Below are 15,629 nucleotides of genomic sequence, written 5' to 3'. Positions count from 1 at the left end.
TTGATTCTTGCTTGTTTGCCGGTGCTTGCGGTTGCGGAAACCCTGCGCATCGCCACATTCGCCGCTCCGCTAAGCCGGGATGGACCGGGTTTGTTGCTGCGTGACCTGATCAAGGCCGATGATCCGCAGATTGGCGCTGTCGTGGCGAACATCAAGGCGGTGCGCCCCGATGTGCTTGTTCTGACGGATTTCGATTATGATCAGGACGGGCTGGCGCTTGCCGCATTTTCTGCCCTGTTTGACGGGCTCTATCCCCATTATTTTGCTGCGCGTCCCAATACCGGTATGTTCACCGGGCTGGACATGGATCGCAATGGCCGGAAGGGCGAACCGCGCGATGCCCAAGGGTACGGGCGCTTTGCCGGTGACGGCGGGATGGCGGTGTTATCGCGTTTCGCGATTGGCGACACGCGCGATCTGTCCGGTATGTTGTGGCGGGAACTGCCCGGAGCGACCCTGCCTGTCGCAGATGGCGCGCCCTTCTTGACGGATGAGGTGTTGGCGGTCCAGCGCCTTTCATCGTCTGGCCATTGGATCGTGCCGATAGACTTGCCTGATGGGCCACTGACTGTGCTGGCGTTTTCCGCGACGCCGCCGGTTTTCGATGGCCCCGAGGATCGAAACGGATTGCGCAACCGTGACGAGCTGCGCCTGTGGGATGTCGTGCTGAACGGTGATTTGGGCCCCATTCCTGACGGCTTTGTCGTGGCCGGCAACGCCAACCTTGATCCGTTGGGCGGCGATGGCCTTCGCGCAGCAATGGCGGCCTTTCTGGCGCGCCCTGATCTGCAAGACCCGTTGCCCGGACAGCCAACCGCCGACTGGCGCGACCGCGGGATCGGCACGCTGCGCGTCAGCTATGTTTTGCCCGCGTGGGATTGGCAGGTGCAGGATGCGGGCGTTATGTGGCCGGATACGCAACAAGGTGACGATCCACTTGTCGCCGGGCCGCACCACCTTGTCTGGGTGGATATTGCGCGATGACGGTAGCTCTTATCTTGAACATTCGGGCATGACGGTCTAGGCCGATGAAAGGAATTGCAACCAAGGAAACCCCTATGTCCAACCCTTCCCTTTTGATCCTCGCCGGTGACGGTATCGGCCCTGAAGTCATGGACGAGGTAAAGCGGATCATCACATGGTTCGGCGACAAGCGCGACCTTGGTTTCGACGTGTCCGAGGATCTGGTGGGTGGCGCCGCATATGACGCGCATGGTGTCCCTCTGACCGATGAAACCATGGCCCGCGCCCAAGAGGTGGACGCGGTGCTGTTGGGCGCCGTGGGTGGCCCCAAATACGACAACCTTGATTTCAGCGTGAAACCGGAACGCGGCCTGCTGCGCCTGCGCAAGGAAATGGATCTGTTCGCCAACCTGCGTCCGGCGCAGTGTTTTGACGCGCTGGCCGACTTTTCGTCACTGAAAAAGGATGTCGTCGCCGGTCTGGACATCATGATCGTGCGGGAACTGACGTCGGGTGTTTATTTCGGTGAACCACGCGGCATCCACATGGAAGACAACATGCGCGTGGGTATCAACACCCAGCGTTACACCGAGGCAGAAATCGAACGGGCGGCGCGGGCCGCATTTGATCTGGCGCGCAAGCGGTCGGGCAAGGTCTGTTCGATGGAAAAGGCCAATGTGATGGAATCGGGCATCTTGTGGCGCGACGTCGTGACCGAAGTGCACGACGCGGATTACCCCGATATCGCGCTGTCCCACATGTATGCCGACAACGGTGCGATGCAGCTGGTGCGCGCGCCAAAACAATTTGACGTCATCCTGACGGACAACCTGTTCGGTGACATCCTGTCGGATTGTGCGGCAATGCTGACCGGCTCGCTTGGTATGCTGCCATCTGCGTCACTGGGTCTGCCGATGGCCAATGGCCACCCCAAGGCGATGTATGAACCGGTTCACGGGTCCGCCCCCGATATCGCGGGCCAGGGCAAGGCGAACCCGATTGCCTGCATCCTGTCGTTCGCCATGGCGCTGCGCTATTCCTTTGACCAAGGGGCCGAGGCCGACAGACTGGAATCTGCCATCGAAAAAGTGCTGGCCGACGGTGCGCGCACCGCTGACTTGATGGGGCCAGAGGGTGGCACCCCGCTAAGCACCACCGAGATGGGTGATGCCATTCTGGCGGCACTTGACGCATCGGTCTGACGCGCGCCCATCTCGTGGCTTGGGCGGGTTCTTCTTGACTTGCCCGCCCTTGGCGTCGTGTGCTGGTGCTGCGCTGCCCGAAAGGAATTTGCCATGTCGCCCAACGCAAAAGGCGCAATTTTTGCTCTGATCGCTTTTGCCGTCTTTGCTACCCATGACGTCGTGGTCAAGATATTGGGCGGCATCTATGCGCCGTTTCAGATATTGTTTTTCAGTGTGCTGTTCAGCTTTCCGCTGGCGACCGTCATGCTGATGCGCGATGCCAAGCCGGGCACGCTCTTGCCTGTGCATCCGTGGTGGATGGGGCTGCGCACGGTGGCGACCGTGATCACCGGTGTCTGCGCATTTTACGCCTTTTCGGTGCTGCCGCTGGCGCAGGTCTATGCCATTTTATTCGCCGCACCCTTGCTGATCACGGTGCTGGCGATTCCCATTCTGGGTGAAACCGTCCGACTGCGCCGCTGGATGGCGGTGACCGTGGGGCTGGTCGGTGTTCTGGTTGTGCTGCGGCCGGGCCAGACGGATTTGTCGCTGGGGCATCTGGCGGCCCTTGCCGCCGCGATCTGCGGGGCGCTGGCCTCCATCATTGTGCGCAAGATCGGGTCCAAGGAACGGCCTGTTGTGATCCTGTTGTATCCTATGGTGGCGAACTTTGTGCTGATGGCCTGCGCCTTGCCGTTTTTCTATATTCCGATGCCCATCGAACATCTGGGGATGGTGGGGATCATTGCGGCCTTTGGGTGGATCGCCAACAGGTTGATCATTACCGCCTATCAGGCAGGCGAGGCGGCAATCATCGCGCCGATGCAATACAGCCAGATCATCTGGGCTACAGGTTTCGGGCTGTTGTTTTTTGGTGAAACCATCGACGGCGCCACAGCGCTTGGCGCGTCGATCATCATTGCAAGCGGTCTTTACATCGTCCTGCGCGAAAGCCGGGCAGGGGCGTCGGCGACAACGCCGGTGCTGCGCACAAGGTCGCGGTCTGAAACCGGCACCACCCCGCGCGTTAGCCTGCTGATGCGGCTGCGGGGCAAGGAACCGCCGCGCTAGGCCCGCGTGTCAGGCGGGGCAAAACTGCGGGCGTCGGCGCGTGCCCAACGCACCTTGTAGCCGTCATGGTCATGGCCTGTCTGGCTATCGAGAAGAAAGCCGTTGGGCAGATCCGGGTAGACATCAGCGGCCTCTGTCATGCGACCGTCGGCTTTGCGTGTCATGAAATGATAAGTCCGGAAACCGTTGGGGTCACTTAACCCCGCAGCCCCGGCCATTTCCCCCAAAGCCTTGAGAGTGTTGGCATGAAACCGCGCCACCCGTTGGCTTTTGTCGCCGACATCCAGTGCGCGCTGGCGCAGGGGGTCTTGCGTGGCAACCCCGACGGGGCAGTGGTTGGTGTGGCAGGCCTGCGCCTGAATACAACCGATGGCAAACATATAGCCGCGCGCGGAATTACACCAATCCGCGCCCAGCGACATGGCCCGCGCGATATCAAAGGCGCTGACCAGCTTGCCTGCCGCGCCGATCTTGACCTGGTCGCGAATGCCGGCCCCGCGCAGGGTGTTGTGAACGAATGTCAGCCCCTCGACCATGGGCATGCCGACGTGGTTGGCAAATTCCAGCGGTGCGGCACCGGTGCCGCCTTCGGTGCCGTCCACAACGATGAAATCAGGGATCACGCCGGTTTCCAGCATCGCCTTGACGATACACATAAATTCCCGCCTGTGCCCGATACACAGCTTGAACCCGACAGGTTTTCCCCCGGACAGGTGGCGCAACTGACCGATGAATTCCATCATCTCGATCGGCGTAGCAAATGCGCTGTGGGCCGCGGGTGACACACAATCCTGCCCCATGGGCACGCCGCGCGCTTCGGAGATTTCGGGCGTGATCTTGGATGCGGGCAACATCCCGCCATGGCCCGGCTTGGCCCCCTGGCTGAGTTTCAGTTCGATCATCTTGACTTGATCATCAGCGGCCTGCGCACTGAATTTTTCACCGTTGAACGCCCCGTCGTCACCCCGGCAGCCAAAATAGCCCGACCCGACTTCGTAGATCAGGTCGCCGCCAGCCTGCCGGTGATACCGGCTGATCCCGCCTTCGCCGGTGTCATGGGCAAAACCGCCCATTTTCGCGCCCGTGTTCAGCGCCAGTATCGCGTTTGCCGACAGCGCACCAAAGCTCATCGCCGAAATATTGTAGAGCGAGGCGTCATAAGGTTTCTTGCAGTCCGGGCCGCCTATCCGCACCCGGAAATCGGTATTATCGAAATGCACGGGCGCAACCGAATGGGTCAGCCAGCTGTATCCGGCCTCATAGACTTTTTCCTGCGTGCCAAAGGGGCGCTTGTCCTCGGCTCCCTTGGCGCGCTGATAAACAAGCGAGCGCTGTTCGCGGCTGAAGGGCTGTTCGTCCTGGTCGCTTTCGATCAGGTATTGCCGGATTTCGGGGCGGATTCCTTCGAACAGGAACCGCATGTGCCCGATCACGGGATAGTTGCGCAGGATAGAATGGCCTTCCTGCCGCAGATCATGGATGCCAATGGCCGTAAGCGCCGCAAAGATTGCAAAGGGCAACAACATCCACGCAGACCACAAGGATAAAAACAGGCTCGCGCCGGTCACCGCAGCGACGAAGAAAAGCGCGCTATACCGCTCCAGTTCTTTGAATTTTTGCATACTGCCCCTTTCGTGTCCGTGCCAGATGTTAGGCAGGCAATGTGCACAGTGAAACCCTAGAAATCCGGGGTGACACCCGGCAGGTCCAGCGCGCGGATCAGGTCGCGCAGTTCCTGGCGGGCGGCGACGTTGGAAATATTCATCCCCTTCACGCCAATATCGCGCAGGTCCAGCAGGGTCAGACCACGGGGAAACAGCTCGCGGAAAATGACCCGTTCGTTGAAACCGGGGGCCGTGCGAAACCCGATCCGCTTGGCCAGTTTGCCTATGGCGCGTTCCATCTTTTCCTTGTTGACCATGGCCTGCGCACCGACACGATTGCGCACCACAACCCAGTCGATCGGTTTCAACCCGGCCTGCGCGCGCAGCTGCCGCGCGTTCCAGACCAATTCCGAATAAACGGAAGGGCCGGTAATTTCCTCGCCGTCGCTGTCGACATGGGCCAGCAGGTCAAAGTCGATGAAACTGTCGTTCAGCGGGGTAATCAATGTGTCGGCGAGGCTATGTGCCACTTGGCTCAGCCGTGTGTGCGACCCGGGGCAGTCTATCAGGATGAAATCGCTGTCTGCCTCCATCTGCGCCACAGCCATGGACAGCCGGTGATCAAAGGCGTTCTCGCCCGGTTGCAGACTGTCCTGCGCAATTTCGGGCAGTTCGTGATAGGCTGGCGTTGGCAGGTCAAGCCCTTGTTTCTCAAGAAAACCTAGCCTGTTTGTCAGATAACGGCCCAGTGTTTTCTGCCGCAAATCAAGGTCAAGCGTGGCAACGCTGTGCCCCATGCGGGCCAATGCCGTCGCTACATGCATCGAAACGGTTGATTTACCCGCGCCGCCCTTTTCATTGCCAACAACGATGATATGCGCCACGCGACAGCCCCCAACACTTAGTGGTTTGCCGCAGTATATGGTGGGAAGAGACCAAGTGAAAGCGATAGGGCACGATGCGGTGTAATTTCTGTGCGCCCTTGACATATCCGACGAAACGCATCATCTGCCACACAACCGATGCAAGCTGCCGCGTGAGCAGAGCGGGACAAGATTGTTCATCGCAAGGCATCGTTTGATTTTCCAGGTTCCCAGATCACGCAGGGGTCCCGCGCCAGATCGGCGCCCGGACAATGTGGTCTTGGCTGTCAGCATATGGCGCAACCTTGCACGGGTTCACCCGCACGATGTGGGTGCGCCGAACCATATGCACGGGCCTGATGCCCGTTAGACAGAAAGAGCAATCCAGATGGATTTTGACATGTTGGGCCTTGCGCCCCGCCTTATCGCAATTTTGAAAGAACAGGGGATCACCGATCCCACGCCGATCCAGACTCAGGCGATCCCGCATGCCATGAATGGCCGCGACGTGATGGGCCTTGCGCAGACGGGCACCGGCAAAACCGCGGCCTTTGGTCTGCCGATGATCAATGCGCTGATGAAAGCCGGGGTAAAACCGAACGCCAAGACTGTGCGCGGCCTGATCCTTGCGCCGACGCGTGAACTGGCCAAGCAAATCGCGGACAACCTGACCGCCTATACCGAGGGCAGCCACCTGAAGGTCGCGCTGGTCGTCGGTGGGGCTGGTATCACGGCCCAGACCAAACGGCTGGCCGGTGGTGTTGACCTTTTGGTTGCCACGCCGGGCCGGTTGATCGACCTGCTGGACCGCCGCGCGGTGCGCCTTGATGAAACGATTTATCTGGTGCTGGACGAGGCCGACCAGATGCTGGATATGGGCTTCATCCACGCGTTACGCCGGATTGCGCCACTGCTGGCCAAGGATCGGCAGACGATGATGTTTTCGGCCACGATGCCGAAACTGATGTCGGAACTGGCCGATACCTATCTGACCGATGCGGTGCGGGTGCAGGTCAACCCTCCAGGCCAGGCAGTCAAGAAAATTGACCAGTCGGTACACTTTGTGGCCCAGGCGGCCAAGACCGATTTGCTGGTGGAATTGCTGGACAAGCACCGTGACGAACTGGCGCTGGTTTTTGGCCGCACCAAGCATGGCTGCGAAAAACTGTATAAAACGCTTGAAAACAAAGGGTTTGCTGCGGCATCAATCCACGGCAACAAATCCCAAGGTCAGCGCGAGCGCGCGATCGAGGCCTTCAAGTCCGGTAAGGTCCGGGTGCTGGTGGCGACAGATGTTGCGGCCCGAGGCATCGACATTCCCGGCGTGCGCCATGTCTATAACTATGATCTGCCCAATGTGGCTGAAAACTATGTCCACCGGATTGGCCGCACCGCCCGTGCCGGTGCCGATGGGGCCGCAATCGCGTTGGTGGCCCCGGATGAGATGATCGAGCTGCAGGACATCGAGAAGGCCATGAAGGAAAGCATCCCCGTTGCATCCGGACGGCCTTGGGAAATTCAGCCAGGCCAGAAAAAGCGACCCAACGGTGGCGGCGGTGGTGGTCGTCGTGGGGGTGGCGGGCAACGTGCTGGCGCCAAGCCCGGTGGCGGCAATCCTGGCAAGGCGCGGGCTGGTGGCAACCGCAGGCGTAGCGGCGGCGGCAAATCCAGCCGCAGCAATGCGGCTTAACAGATAAGACGGCGGGCCATTGGCCCGCCTTCAATTTTTCAGGGGATAGCGGTCAGGTTCTGCAAAGATATCGATCACCTTGGTCCCCGCTTTCGCAGACGCTCCATGTTCCGCGCCGGCGGGAATGAAATAGCTGTCGCCGGGACGGTAGGTTGCAGTCTCACCACTGACCGTAAGCACCAACGCGCCATCCAGAACGGTGCCCCATTGATCCTTATGAGCGTGCGGTGGCAGGCTGAAGTCCTTGTGAAATTCAAATATTACAACCAAACCACGGTCGGATGCGATTGCTGAACTTGTAACGGTATCCTCTGCGAAAGGCAGGTCCAGAGAAGGGAATGCTTTGATGAAATCGGGAATCTGCATGATCTGTCCTTACATTTGGCCCTTGGGGTCCGTGCAGAATGCCGCCGGTTGAATATTGACCGCGTGATCTTGCACGGAACCCTGTTTGCCCCGTGTGTTTGTGGAACGCTTTCATTTAAATGACAAGTCTGCTGCGTAAGCGTTGAAATCCAATACATTTGCTTTTGGTGGGCATATGTTGGCCGTGGCGAATGCGGGTCAGTTGGTGTCAGCATTGATCATTCAGGGGCGGTTGGCGTCAGCTGGGCCATTTTGCATCGCAAATGGTCTGTCAGCGCTGGTCAGATTATCGAAACTGCCGCCCCGTTTGGTTTTCTGAAGGCATCGTCGATCAGGGTGCAAGTGGTTGAAACTTGAGATCACGGACCGCCGTGGCCTGCCTTCATCATCCGCCACCCGAGAATGGCAGAAAAGGGGCAGGATGCGAGCCTTGATCCGTTTCATGCGACGCGTATTCTGTTATGGGCTTGCTGATCTGGTGTTCGAAATTGTTGGAGCGTTTCGGTCAGCCGGATCGCTTCTGACTTGAGAGTGTCGCTCGCGGCGTGTGCCTCTTCCCCGAGTGCTGCGTTTTCCTGTGTCATGTGATCAAGCTGTTGCACTCCGGCGCTCACTTCTGACTGGCCCGCTGCCTGCTCTTTCACCGATGTGGCGATATCTTGAATCAACGTGCCCATTTGTTCGACCTGCGCGAGCACCTGCCCCAATGAGACACCTGTATTCTGGACCAGAACGGTGCCTTCGCTGATTTTTGATCGGCTTGCCGTGATCAAGGTTTTGATTTCACGGGCCGAGTCAGTAGCGCGCATGGAGAGACCCCTGACTTCCGATGCGACAACGGCAAATCCCTTTCCTGCCTCGCCGGCGCGCGCAGCTTCGACACCCGCGTTCAAGGCAAGAAGGTTGGTCTGGAATGCGATATCTTCGATCACGGCGATGATCTGGTTGATCTGGCCAGATGATTCTTCGATCTGCTGGATGGCATGGGTTGCATCATCAAGCACCTTGCGGCTTTGCGTGGACAGCGTCAGGCTGGTCTGTGCCATGTCGTCGGCGTTGGCAGCCTTGCCAGCGATAATCTTGCCGGTTTCGCTCAGGTGATGCAGGGTTGACGACGATTCAGCCAAAGTTGCGGCCTGGGTTTCCACCCGCCGCGCGAGTGAATCGGACATCGATGCAATACCGGTGGCGGCTGACGTCACCTCTGCTGCGATGTTGTCAATCTCGGCCATCGTATCGGCCAGGCTTTCGACGACGGCGTTAAAGTCCTCACGCAGCGCGTCGTAGGCTGGGGGGAAAGGATCACCCGGTAAAGACGGTATCCGATATGTCAGATCCCGCTGCGCCAGTCGGGCAAGCCCGTCACGCAGTATTCCCATAACCCTGCTTTGTTCTGCCTGCGCCTGACGGCTTTGATGTTCCAGGTCGTGGTTGCGTTGCAGATCTGCTTTGAACATTGTCACGCGAGAGGCAATTTCACCGATTTCATCGCTTTTTCCTTCGTGGGGAACGGTGGTCGCCAGATCGCCGCCGGCAATGCGGGCAATCGCTGCCGATACATCAGAGATTGGCCGCATCAACCGGGCAGACAACAGCAGAACGATCATCGCGCCAAGCCCGACCACAGCAAGGGATGCCAACATCATTGTCACTTGCTGGTTGCGAATTGCCGCATCGATGACGGTGCGTTCCACCCCGACATAGAGAATCCCGGTCACGTCACTGCCCGCACCATGGATTGGCTGGTAAATGGTCAGATAAGGCTTGCCAAGGATCACAGCCTCACCCCGATAGGTTTCACCACGCTTGACCGCAGCATAGACCGGGTTGTCGCGACCCAGATAGGTCCCGACCGCCCGTTGACCATCAGGTTTGATGATGTTTGTCGTCATGCGCCTGTAATCGCCCTGTGCAGGGTCCCACACGAACAACGTGGCCGTTTCACCGGATATCTGGCCGACCTGATCAACAAGGTCGTGGCGTTCGAATGTCGGAATTTCCGCCCATGTTGCGCGCCTGATCTGGTCATCTGGTCCATAGGCCACATCAAGCCCGTCAAATGCATCCTGAAAAACAGAGGCGATGACACGCAGCGAGATATCCTGCCGGATTTGCGCGTCGTTCAGCATGGTCTGCTTTGTCAGCTGCACGGAAATCAGGGCCAGCAGGGCGCAGACCGTGATCAACATGAGGATCATCGCTGCGGCAAGGCGTAGTCGCATGGAAACGTTTGAGAGGCGTTGCATTCGTTGCTCCGGTTTGTCGGTCCCACCGGGAATACGGCCAAAGCAAGAATACTTTCTTAATTACCCCCGAAAAAAACAAAAAAGGCCACATGTATCGACATGTGGCCTTTGATGCTGTCGGTGAAAAGTCTGATCAGAAACCAAGACCGGCGTATTTGTTCTTGAACTTGGATACACGACCGCCTGCGTCCATCAGACGCGACGAACCGCCCGTCCATGCAGGGTGCACGGATGGGTCGATATCAAGCGACATCTGATCGCCTTCCTTGCCCCATGTGGATTTCATCTGCACCACGGTGCCATCGGTCATTTTGACGTCGATGATGTGGTAATCGGGGTGAATGTCTTTTTTCATGGCCGCAGTCCTTACGCTTCGGCGCCCTTGGGCGCCTTGTAGTTGGAAACTTCTGCAATACGGGCGGATTTGCCGCGACGCGCACGCAGGTAATACAGCTTGGCGCGGCGGACCTTGCCGCGACGCACGACCTCGATGCTGTCGATATTAGTGGAATACAGCGGGAACACACGTTCCACGCCTTCACCAAAGGAAATCTTGCGCACTGTGAACGACCCGGCGATGCCTTTGCCGTTCTTGCGGGCGATGCAGACGCCTTCGTAGTTCTGCACACGCGTGCGGGTGCCTTCGGTCACTTTGTAGCCCACGCGAATGGTGTCACCCGCCTTGAAATCGGGGATCGTCTTCCCCAGCGCAGCGATCTGCTCCGCTTCGATTTGTGCAATCAGGTCCATCTGATGCTCCTTTATGCTTGCGGTTTTCCGCAATATTGTTTCGCCACCAGAGAGCTCTTGGTCTTCGTCCGGGTCCCTATCAAAGATAAGCCCGCCAGAGGTCAGGTCGTCATTCGTTTTTAGGTTCGGGTTTGCCTGCATTGCACCGAAGAAGTTGCAGCAGATGGCATTACCAAACGAATCCGCACCCTTTGAAACGGGTGCAGACCGGCGTCGTATAGGTGCATTGGCCGTTACAATCAAGGCATTTTCGGATCGTCGGTGCCTTACCGAGACAGCCGATGCGGGGACAGGTGAGTGCGATGTGCGTCTGCGAATTTCAGCAATTGAGAAAAGGCCAAAACGTATTGATTTAACGTCATAATTTTACCGCGGTTGCGACAAAGTTTAACCTGGAATTAATAACCATAAGGCATTATCGCCTGCCAGGCAATCTGACCTTTGACCTACGTTTGGGTGCGACTGTTCGGCGTGATTTACAAATGCAGCTCTTGCGAAAGGTTTCTCTCTTCAAATGACAACGAAATTACTCAGCTTTGCAACAGCGTTGCTGTTGGCAGGCGCTTCTGGCGTGTGTGCGCAAGACGCCTTGCGTCTGCTCAATAACCCTGAAAGCGACCGCACGGTCACGGTGGCAGTCGGCGGAACAGCCAAAGAAGGCGTTGACGGCCGGACATCTGACAGCAAAAGCCTTTCACTCGGGTTCTTCAATCCTGTCGATGAACGCATCAGCACGACCTTTGGCCTTTCATTTACCAAGGCGTCATCGACGTCTTTGTCTGTCGCAGGACAGACAGACACGCGCGCACTGAGTGGCCGTATCGGTCTGATCGCAAGGGTGGGCTCCAATAAAACATCGCTCGCGTTGATCGCATTCGGAAACCAGCTAGAGTCCGATATCACATCGAGCGGCATAACGTCCGACACCGCAGTCTCTGGCTTTGCTGTCGGCGTCAGTCAACCGCTGCCGCTGGGCCCGAACACATTTTCCGGCTTTGCGCTGACATATGTCGGCGTTCCGTCCGAGGATACCGAAAGTCTGACATTCTCGACGAACATCAGCCATCGTCTGGACCAGGATTGGACATTGCAGGGTGGCGTCAGCGCGCGCTGGTCGAACCAATCGGTCAATCTCGATGGTGACACCGAACAGCAAACCCTGCGTTTGGGCGCTGCATACCGGGTGAACAAGCAGGTCACCATTGGTGTCGATACAACCTACGGGCTGTCGCAGGACGGTGATGATTTCGGTTTGCGTTTTGTGACGCGATTCAAAATTCCAGGAGCACTATGATGATGCGTTTTCTCAAACTGGCGGCGATTGCTGTCGCCGCCCTGTCCTTGGCAGGTTGCCAGACATTCACGATCGAAGGCCAGGCACGTGCAACCGGCGATGGCAAAGGTGTGATCGCGATCACGACGGATGGCAGCAGCGGCGAAAAAGTCTTTGAGGTTGCATACACCACGCCCCCGGGACCAGAGGCTGTTTACCAGGCACAGGTCGATAAATTCAAAGAAGAATATGAGGCCTACAATACAGCAGACAAGGAGTGGAAGCCGTCTGATCTTACATTTGCGACCGACACACCGGCAGCACCTGCGCCCGTCACAGCCGATGACGCCACTGCGGATGCTGTCGAAGAGGTCATTACAGATCAGACGGATGGCACCACCACGCCAAGCGACCTTGTCAATCCGGTTGACCCGATCGATCCGGTTGTTCCGGTTGACCCGTGCCTCGCGAACCCGATGGCAATTGAATGTGGTGGACCGACTCTGTGTGACCTCAACCCGATGTCACCAGAGTGCGGCGGTGGGCCGGATATTTGCATTATTGACCCGATGTCACCAGAGTGCGGCGGTGGGCCGGATATTTGCATTATTGACCCGACGTCGCCTGAATGTGGCGCGCTTCCCTGATAAAATGACGCGCCCCCATCATCGGGACGCGTTACTTTTCAGATGTCTGACTGGCAAGGAAGGCGGCCCATAAATCGGGTCGCCTTTCTTGAGTGATTTGTTCCGACATCTCGCGCCGCCATTGTGCGATTTTCGCATGATTGCCCGACATCAGCACATCGGGGATGGCGTGCCCCTGCCATTCGGCGGGTTTGGTATACTGCGGGTGTTCCAGCAGGCCGCTGGCGTGGCTTTCCTCGACCGCACTTTCGGCGTTGCCCAGCACGCCGGGCAGCAGGCGGACGGTCGCGTCGATCATGGCTTGCGCGGCAATTTCTCCCCCCGTCAGGACGAAATCTCCCAATGACACCTCTTGAATGCCGAAATGCTTGAGCACCCGTTCATCCACCCCTTCGAACCGGCCACACAACAGCGTCACGCCATCGCCGCGTGCCCATGTCCGCGCCATGGCCTGATCAAACCGGCGGCCGCGCGGCGACAGATAGACCAGCGGCATGACCCCGCGTGCGCCGGCGCGGGCCTCGGTGATGGCGGACGCCACCACATCCGGGCGCAGCACCATGCCGGCACCGCCGCCTGCGGGTGTATCATCGACATTGCGGTGCCTGCCGATCCCATGCGTGCGCAGATCGTAGGTTTGCAACTGCCACAGCCCGTCCTGCAACGCCCGCCCTGTCAGGCTTTCACCTAGCACGCCGGGAAATGCCTGTGGAAGCAGAGTGATGATCTGTGCGGTCCACGATCCAGCCAGATCGGGGGCGTCGGTGATCAGTTCGCGGGGCTGCAACGTCGGGCGGGCGCTAAGGCGGCCATGGGATTTTGGCGTGCCGGTCATGCGTTTGTATCGGGGAAAAGCCCCGCAGGCGGGTCTGCGATAATCCGCCCCCGAGCCAGATCGACCGTTGGCACCGCAACCTTGGTAAACGGCAGCAGGACAGTCTCGGACTGCCCCGGCGCACTGATTTCCAGCAGTGCACCGGCGCCGTGATCCATGACGTTCCTGACGGTGCCCAGCGGCGTGCCGCCCGTGTCCAGCACGGTCAGCCCGATCAGGTCGGCGTAATAATATTCATCATCGGGAAGGGATGGCATGACGGCCCGATCCGCATAAAGGCTGACATTGCGCAGCGCGTCCGCGTCCTCTTTGGTGACGACACCATCAAGGCGCGCGGTAAAGCCGTTTTTCATCTGGCCGGTCAGAACAACCTGCGCAAAGGCATGCCCATCCTCGGTATATAGCGGGGTGTAATCGGCGATGGCCGCCGGGTCGGCGCAGAATGATTTCAGGCGCACTTCGCCCTGGACCCCAAACGAGCCACCGATAGCGCCAACGATCACGCGGTCATTCATCAAGATCTACTCCGACGCAAATATTCGAAATCCATAGTCCGCCCCCGCTACGGCAAATATCCTCGGACCTTCCACGTTCAAACAACATGCCCGCCACAAAGGCAAACATCACAAGGATGAACATGCGCAGCAGGCGGAACATGCAATTTCCTGACAAGTGGGCAGCTTTGCCCGGTCTGACACCGGGCAAAGCAAACGGTCTTATTCTTCGGCAGTCGCTTCTTCAGCCGGGGCGTTCGCAGCTTCTGCTGCTGCGGCATCCTTGGCGGCCTTTTCTTCGGCGCGGGCCGTCGCGGCCTTGCCGGGGGTGCCTTTCTTCAGGTTCGCGCGATCCTTTTTGGGCATCACGCCTGCAGCTTCCAGCATCCGGGCCACACGGTCAGTGGGTTGCGCGCCCTGGCCCAGCCAATGCTGCACACGTTCCATGTCCATTTTCACGCGGTCTTCGCTGTCTTTTGGCAGCATGGGCGCATAAGTGCCCAGCTTTTCGATGAAGCGCCCGTCGCGGGGCATGCGGCTGTCAGCGGCGACAATCGCGTAATGAGGACGTTTCTTGGAGCCGCCACGGGCGAGCCGGATTTTCATAGCCATTTGGTATTCTCCTTTAAGATGGCAGGGGCGGGTGGATTGAATTCCACCCTACGATTGGTGTTGTTGATGGTGTTGGATGACTTCCTGGATGACAAAATTCAGGAATTTCTTGGCAAATTCCGGGTCGAGATCGGCCCGCTTTGCAAGATCGGTAAGCCGCGCGATCTGGGCCGCTTCGCGCGCCGGATCGGACGGTGGCAGGTTGTGTTCGGCCTTGAGCCGGCCCACGGCCTGCGTGTGTTTGAACCGTTCTCCCAGCGTGTAGACAAGGATCGCGTCAAGCCTGTCGATGCTGTCGCGGTGATCCTTGAGGAGCTCTGCCGCGCGGGTAACCTGATCACACATGGCGCGCTCCTTTGGTGGTGCGGGGATGGCGGTAAACTAATGTATCGGCGCCGGGGGCTTTGGCTGCCTCATCCAGCACGGCACCCAGTTTGATCGCGAGCCGGATTGACCGCGTATTGCCGGGCCCGATATAGCTGACAGCGGTGTTCCAGCCCAGCACGTCAAATGCGTGGGTCAGGGCGGCTTGCGCGGCCTCGGTCGCGATGCCGGTGCCTTCGACCCCTTCGGCCAGAATCATCCAGCCGATTTCGGTCTCAGGCCAGTCCGGCGGCGTCCAGGGGCCGACAAGCCCCAATGCGTTGTCGTCGCCCTGCCGTGTCACGGCCCACATGCCATAGCCAAAAATATCCCAATGGCCCAATTCAGCGGCAAAGGCGCGCCAGCTTTTACCCACGTCGAGGTGGCTGCCAAAGGCGGCAGATCGATCCGACATCATGAAATCACGGAACACAGGCCAGTCGCCCGGGGCAGGTCGGCGCAGGTGCAGACGCTCTGTGGCAAGGGTGGGTGCAGAGGTCATGTGGCACCTCCCATTCTGGCGGTGGTGAACAAATTTCGCGAAATTTGTTGCCTCCGGCGGGAGTATTTCTGGCAAGATGATACGGTCATTTCTTTTTCCCGAAACCTGACAGGCCGGGGGGCAGTTGCATGCCGCCGCCCAGTCCGGGCAGGCCGCCGGGCATCTT

18 protein-coding genes are annotated in these 15,629 nt (G+C 58.8%); 6 read left to right on the top strand and 12 right to left on the bottom strand.

The features are described from left to right. From ACTG4B_RS01355 to ACTG4B_RS01345, 3 genes are all read left to right on the top strand, one after another. Positions 1-984 (top strand): endonuclease/exonuclease/phosphatase family protein, encoded by a 984-nt coding sequence (locus tag ACTG4B_RS01355; RefSeq protein ID WP_439153876.1) that lies wholly within the window; start codon positions 1-3, stop codon positions 982-984. Positions 985-1,058: 74 nt separating this feature from the next. Further along, entirely contained in the window at positions 1,059-2,165 is a 1,107-nt protein-coding gene (leuB, locus tag ACTG4B_RS01350; protein WP_439153875.1) for a 3-isopropylmalate dehydrogenase, read from the top strand. Positions 2,166-2,258: 93 nt separating this feature from the next. Beyond that, positions 2,259-3,218, top strand: coding sequence for a DMT family transporter (locus ACTG4B_RS01345; protein WP_439153874.1), 960 nt, complete (start codon positions 2,259-2,261; stop codon positions 3,216-3,218). On the opposite strand, the gene ACTG4B_RS01340 is transcribed toward ACTG4B_RS01345, so the two are convergent. Together ACTG4B_RS01340 and ACTG4B_RS01335 are read right to left on the bottom strand one after the other, a co-directional pair. Beyond that, entirely contained in the window at positions 3,215-4,840 is a 1,626-nt protein-coding gene (locus ACTG4B_RS01340; RefSeq protein WP_439153873.1) for an FMN-binding glutamate synthase family protein, read from the bottom strand. The genes ACTG4B_RS01345 and ACTG4B_RS01340 overlap by 4 nt on opposite strands. A gap of 56 nt (positions 4,841-4,896) precedes the next feature. After that, on the bottom strand, positions 4,897-5,706 hold the full coding sequence (locus tag ACTG4B_RS01335; RefSeq protein ID WP_439153872.1) for a division plane positioning ATPase MipZ: 810 nt from the start codon (positions 5,704-5,706) through the stop codon (positions 4,897-4,899). Positions 5,707-6,073: 367 nt separating this feature from the next. Between ACTG4B_RS01335 and ACTG4B_RS01330 the strand changes: the two genes are divergently transcribed. Continuing rightward, positions 6,074-7,375 carry a DEAD/DEAH box helicase gene (locus tag ACTG4B_RS01330; protein WP_439153871.1) on the top strand — a complete coding sequence of 434 codons (1,302 nt, stop codon included), beginning with the start codon at positions 6,074-6,076 and terminating at the stop codon, positions 7,373-7,375. A gap of 30 nt (positions 7,376-7,405) precedes the next feature. Here ACTG4B_RS01330 and ACTG4B_RS01325 read toward each other — a convergent pair whose 3' ends face one another. The 4 genes from ACTG4B_RS01325 to rplS form a co-directional block, all read right to left on the bottom strand. Next, positions 7,406-7,741, bottom strand: coding sequence for a cupin domain-containing protein (locus ACTG4B_RS01325; protein WP_439153870.1), 336 nt, complete (start codon positions 7,739-7,741; stop codon positions 7,406-7,408). Between the two features lie 440 nt (positions 7,742-8,181). Continuing rightward, positions 8,182-9,987 (bottom strand): methyl-accepting chemotaxis protein, encoded by a 1,806-nt coding sequence (locus tag ACTG4B_RS01320; protein WP_439153869.1) that lies wholly within the window; start codon positions 9,985-9,987, stop codon positions 8,182-8,184. A gap of 133 nt (positions 9,988-10,120) precedes the next feature. Further along, the gene (gene rpmE / locus ACTG4B_RS01315) at positions 10,121-10,342 is read right to left on the bottom strand and encodes a 50S ribosomal protein L31 (RefSeq protein ID WP_439153868.1); all 222 of its coding nucleotides are present in this window, start codon (positions 10,340-10,342) and stop codon (positions 10,121-10,123) included. An 11-nt stretch (positions 10,343-10,353) separates the two neighbouring features. Beyond that, positions 10,354-10,737, bottom strand: coding sequence for a 50S ribosomal protein L19 (gene rplS, locus ACTG4B_RS01310; RefSeq protein WP_439153867.1), 384 nt, complete (start codon positions 10,735-10,737; stop codon positions 10,354-10,356). 514 nt (positions 10,738-11,251) lie between these two features. Between rplS and ACTG4B_RS01305 the strand changes: the two genes are divergently transcribed. After that, complete coding sequence (locus ACTG4B_RS01305; protein ID WP_439153866.1) at positions 11,252-12,031, top strand: hypothetical protein; 780 nt, start codon at positions 11,252-11,254, stop codon at positions 12,029-12,031. Beyond that, positions 12,031-12,657, top strand: coding sequence for a hypothetical protein (locus tag ACTG4B_RS01300; protein ID WP_439153865.1), 627 nt, complete (start codon positions 12,031-12,033; stop codon positions 12,655-12,657). The genes ACTG4B_RS01305 and ACTG4B_RS01300 overlap by 1 nt, the downstream gene beginning before the upstream one ends. A 31-nt stretch (positions 12,658-12,688) precedes the next feature. On the opposite strand, the gene trmD is transcribed toward ACTG4B_RS01300, so the two are convergent. The 6 genes from trmD to ACTG4B_RS01270 are packed head-to-tail and all read right to left on the bottom strand — an operon-like array spanning position 12,689 to position 15,463. After that, positions 12,689-13,492, bottom strand: a complete 804-nt coding sequence (gene trmD, locus ACTG4B_RS01295) for a tRNA (guanosine(37)-N1)-methyltransferase TrmD (RefSeq protein ID WP_439153864.1) — start codon at positions 13,490-13,492, stop codon at positions 12,689-12,691. After that, complete coding sequence (gene rimM / locus ACTG4B_RS01290; RefSeq protein ID WP_439154081.1) at positions 13,489-14,007, bottom strand: ribosome maturation factor RimM; 519 nt, start codon at positions 14,005-14,007, stop codon at positions 13,489-13,491. The genes trmD and rimM overlap by 4 nt, the downstream gene beginning before the upstream one ends. Further along, the gene (locus ACTG4B_RS01285) at positions 14,000-14,149 is read right to left on the bottom strand and encodes a hypothetical protein (RefSeq protein ID WP_439153863.1); all 150 of its coding nucleotides are present in this window, start codon (positions 14,147-14,149) and stop codon (positions 14,000-14,002) included. The genes rimM and ACTG4B_RS01285 overlap by 8 nt, the downstream gene beginning before the upstream one ends. A 59-nt stretch (positions 14,150-14,208) precedes the next feature. Further along, positions 14,209-14,598: a 30S ribosomal protein S16 gene (gene rpsP, locus ACTG4B_RS01280; RefSeq protein ID WP_439153862.1), complete on the bottom strand. Its 390-nt coding sequence runs from the start codon at positions 14,596-14,598 to the stop codon at positions 14,209-14,211. Between the two features lie 48 nt (positions 14,599-14,646). After that, a complete protein-coding gene (locus tag ACTG4B_RS01275; RefSeq protein ID WP_439153861.1) occupies positions 14,647-14,943 on the bottom strand; it encodes a chorismate mutase in 297 nt (98 codons plus the stop codon). Next, positions 14,936-15,463: a GNAT family N-acetyltransferase gene (locus ACTG4B_RS01270; protein ID WP_439153860.1), complete on the bottom strand. Its 528-nt coding sequence runs from the start codon at positions 15,461-15,463 to the stop codon at positions 14,936-14,938. Before ACTG4B_RS01270 ends, ACTG4B_RS01275 begins: the two co-directional genes overlap by 8 nt. Positions 15,464-15,629 lie beyond the last annotated feature (166 nt).

It is taken from the genome of Yoonia sp., assembly GCF_965660735.1.
Classification (GTDB): domain Bacteria; phylum Pseudomonadota; class Alphaproteobacteria; order Rhodobacterales; family Rhodobacteraceae; genus Yoonia.
The sequence above is the reverse complement of the archived record's forward strand: the minus strand, read 5'-3'. Positions and strand labels throughout refer to the sequence as shown.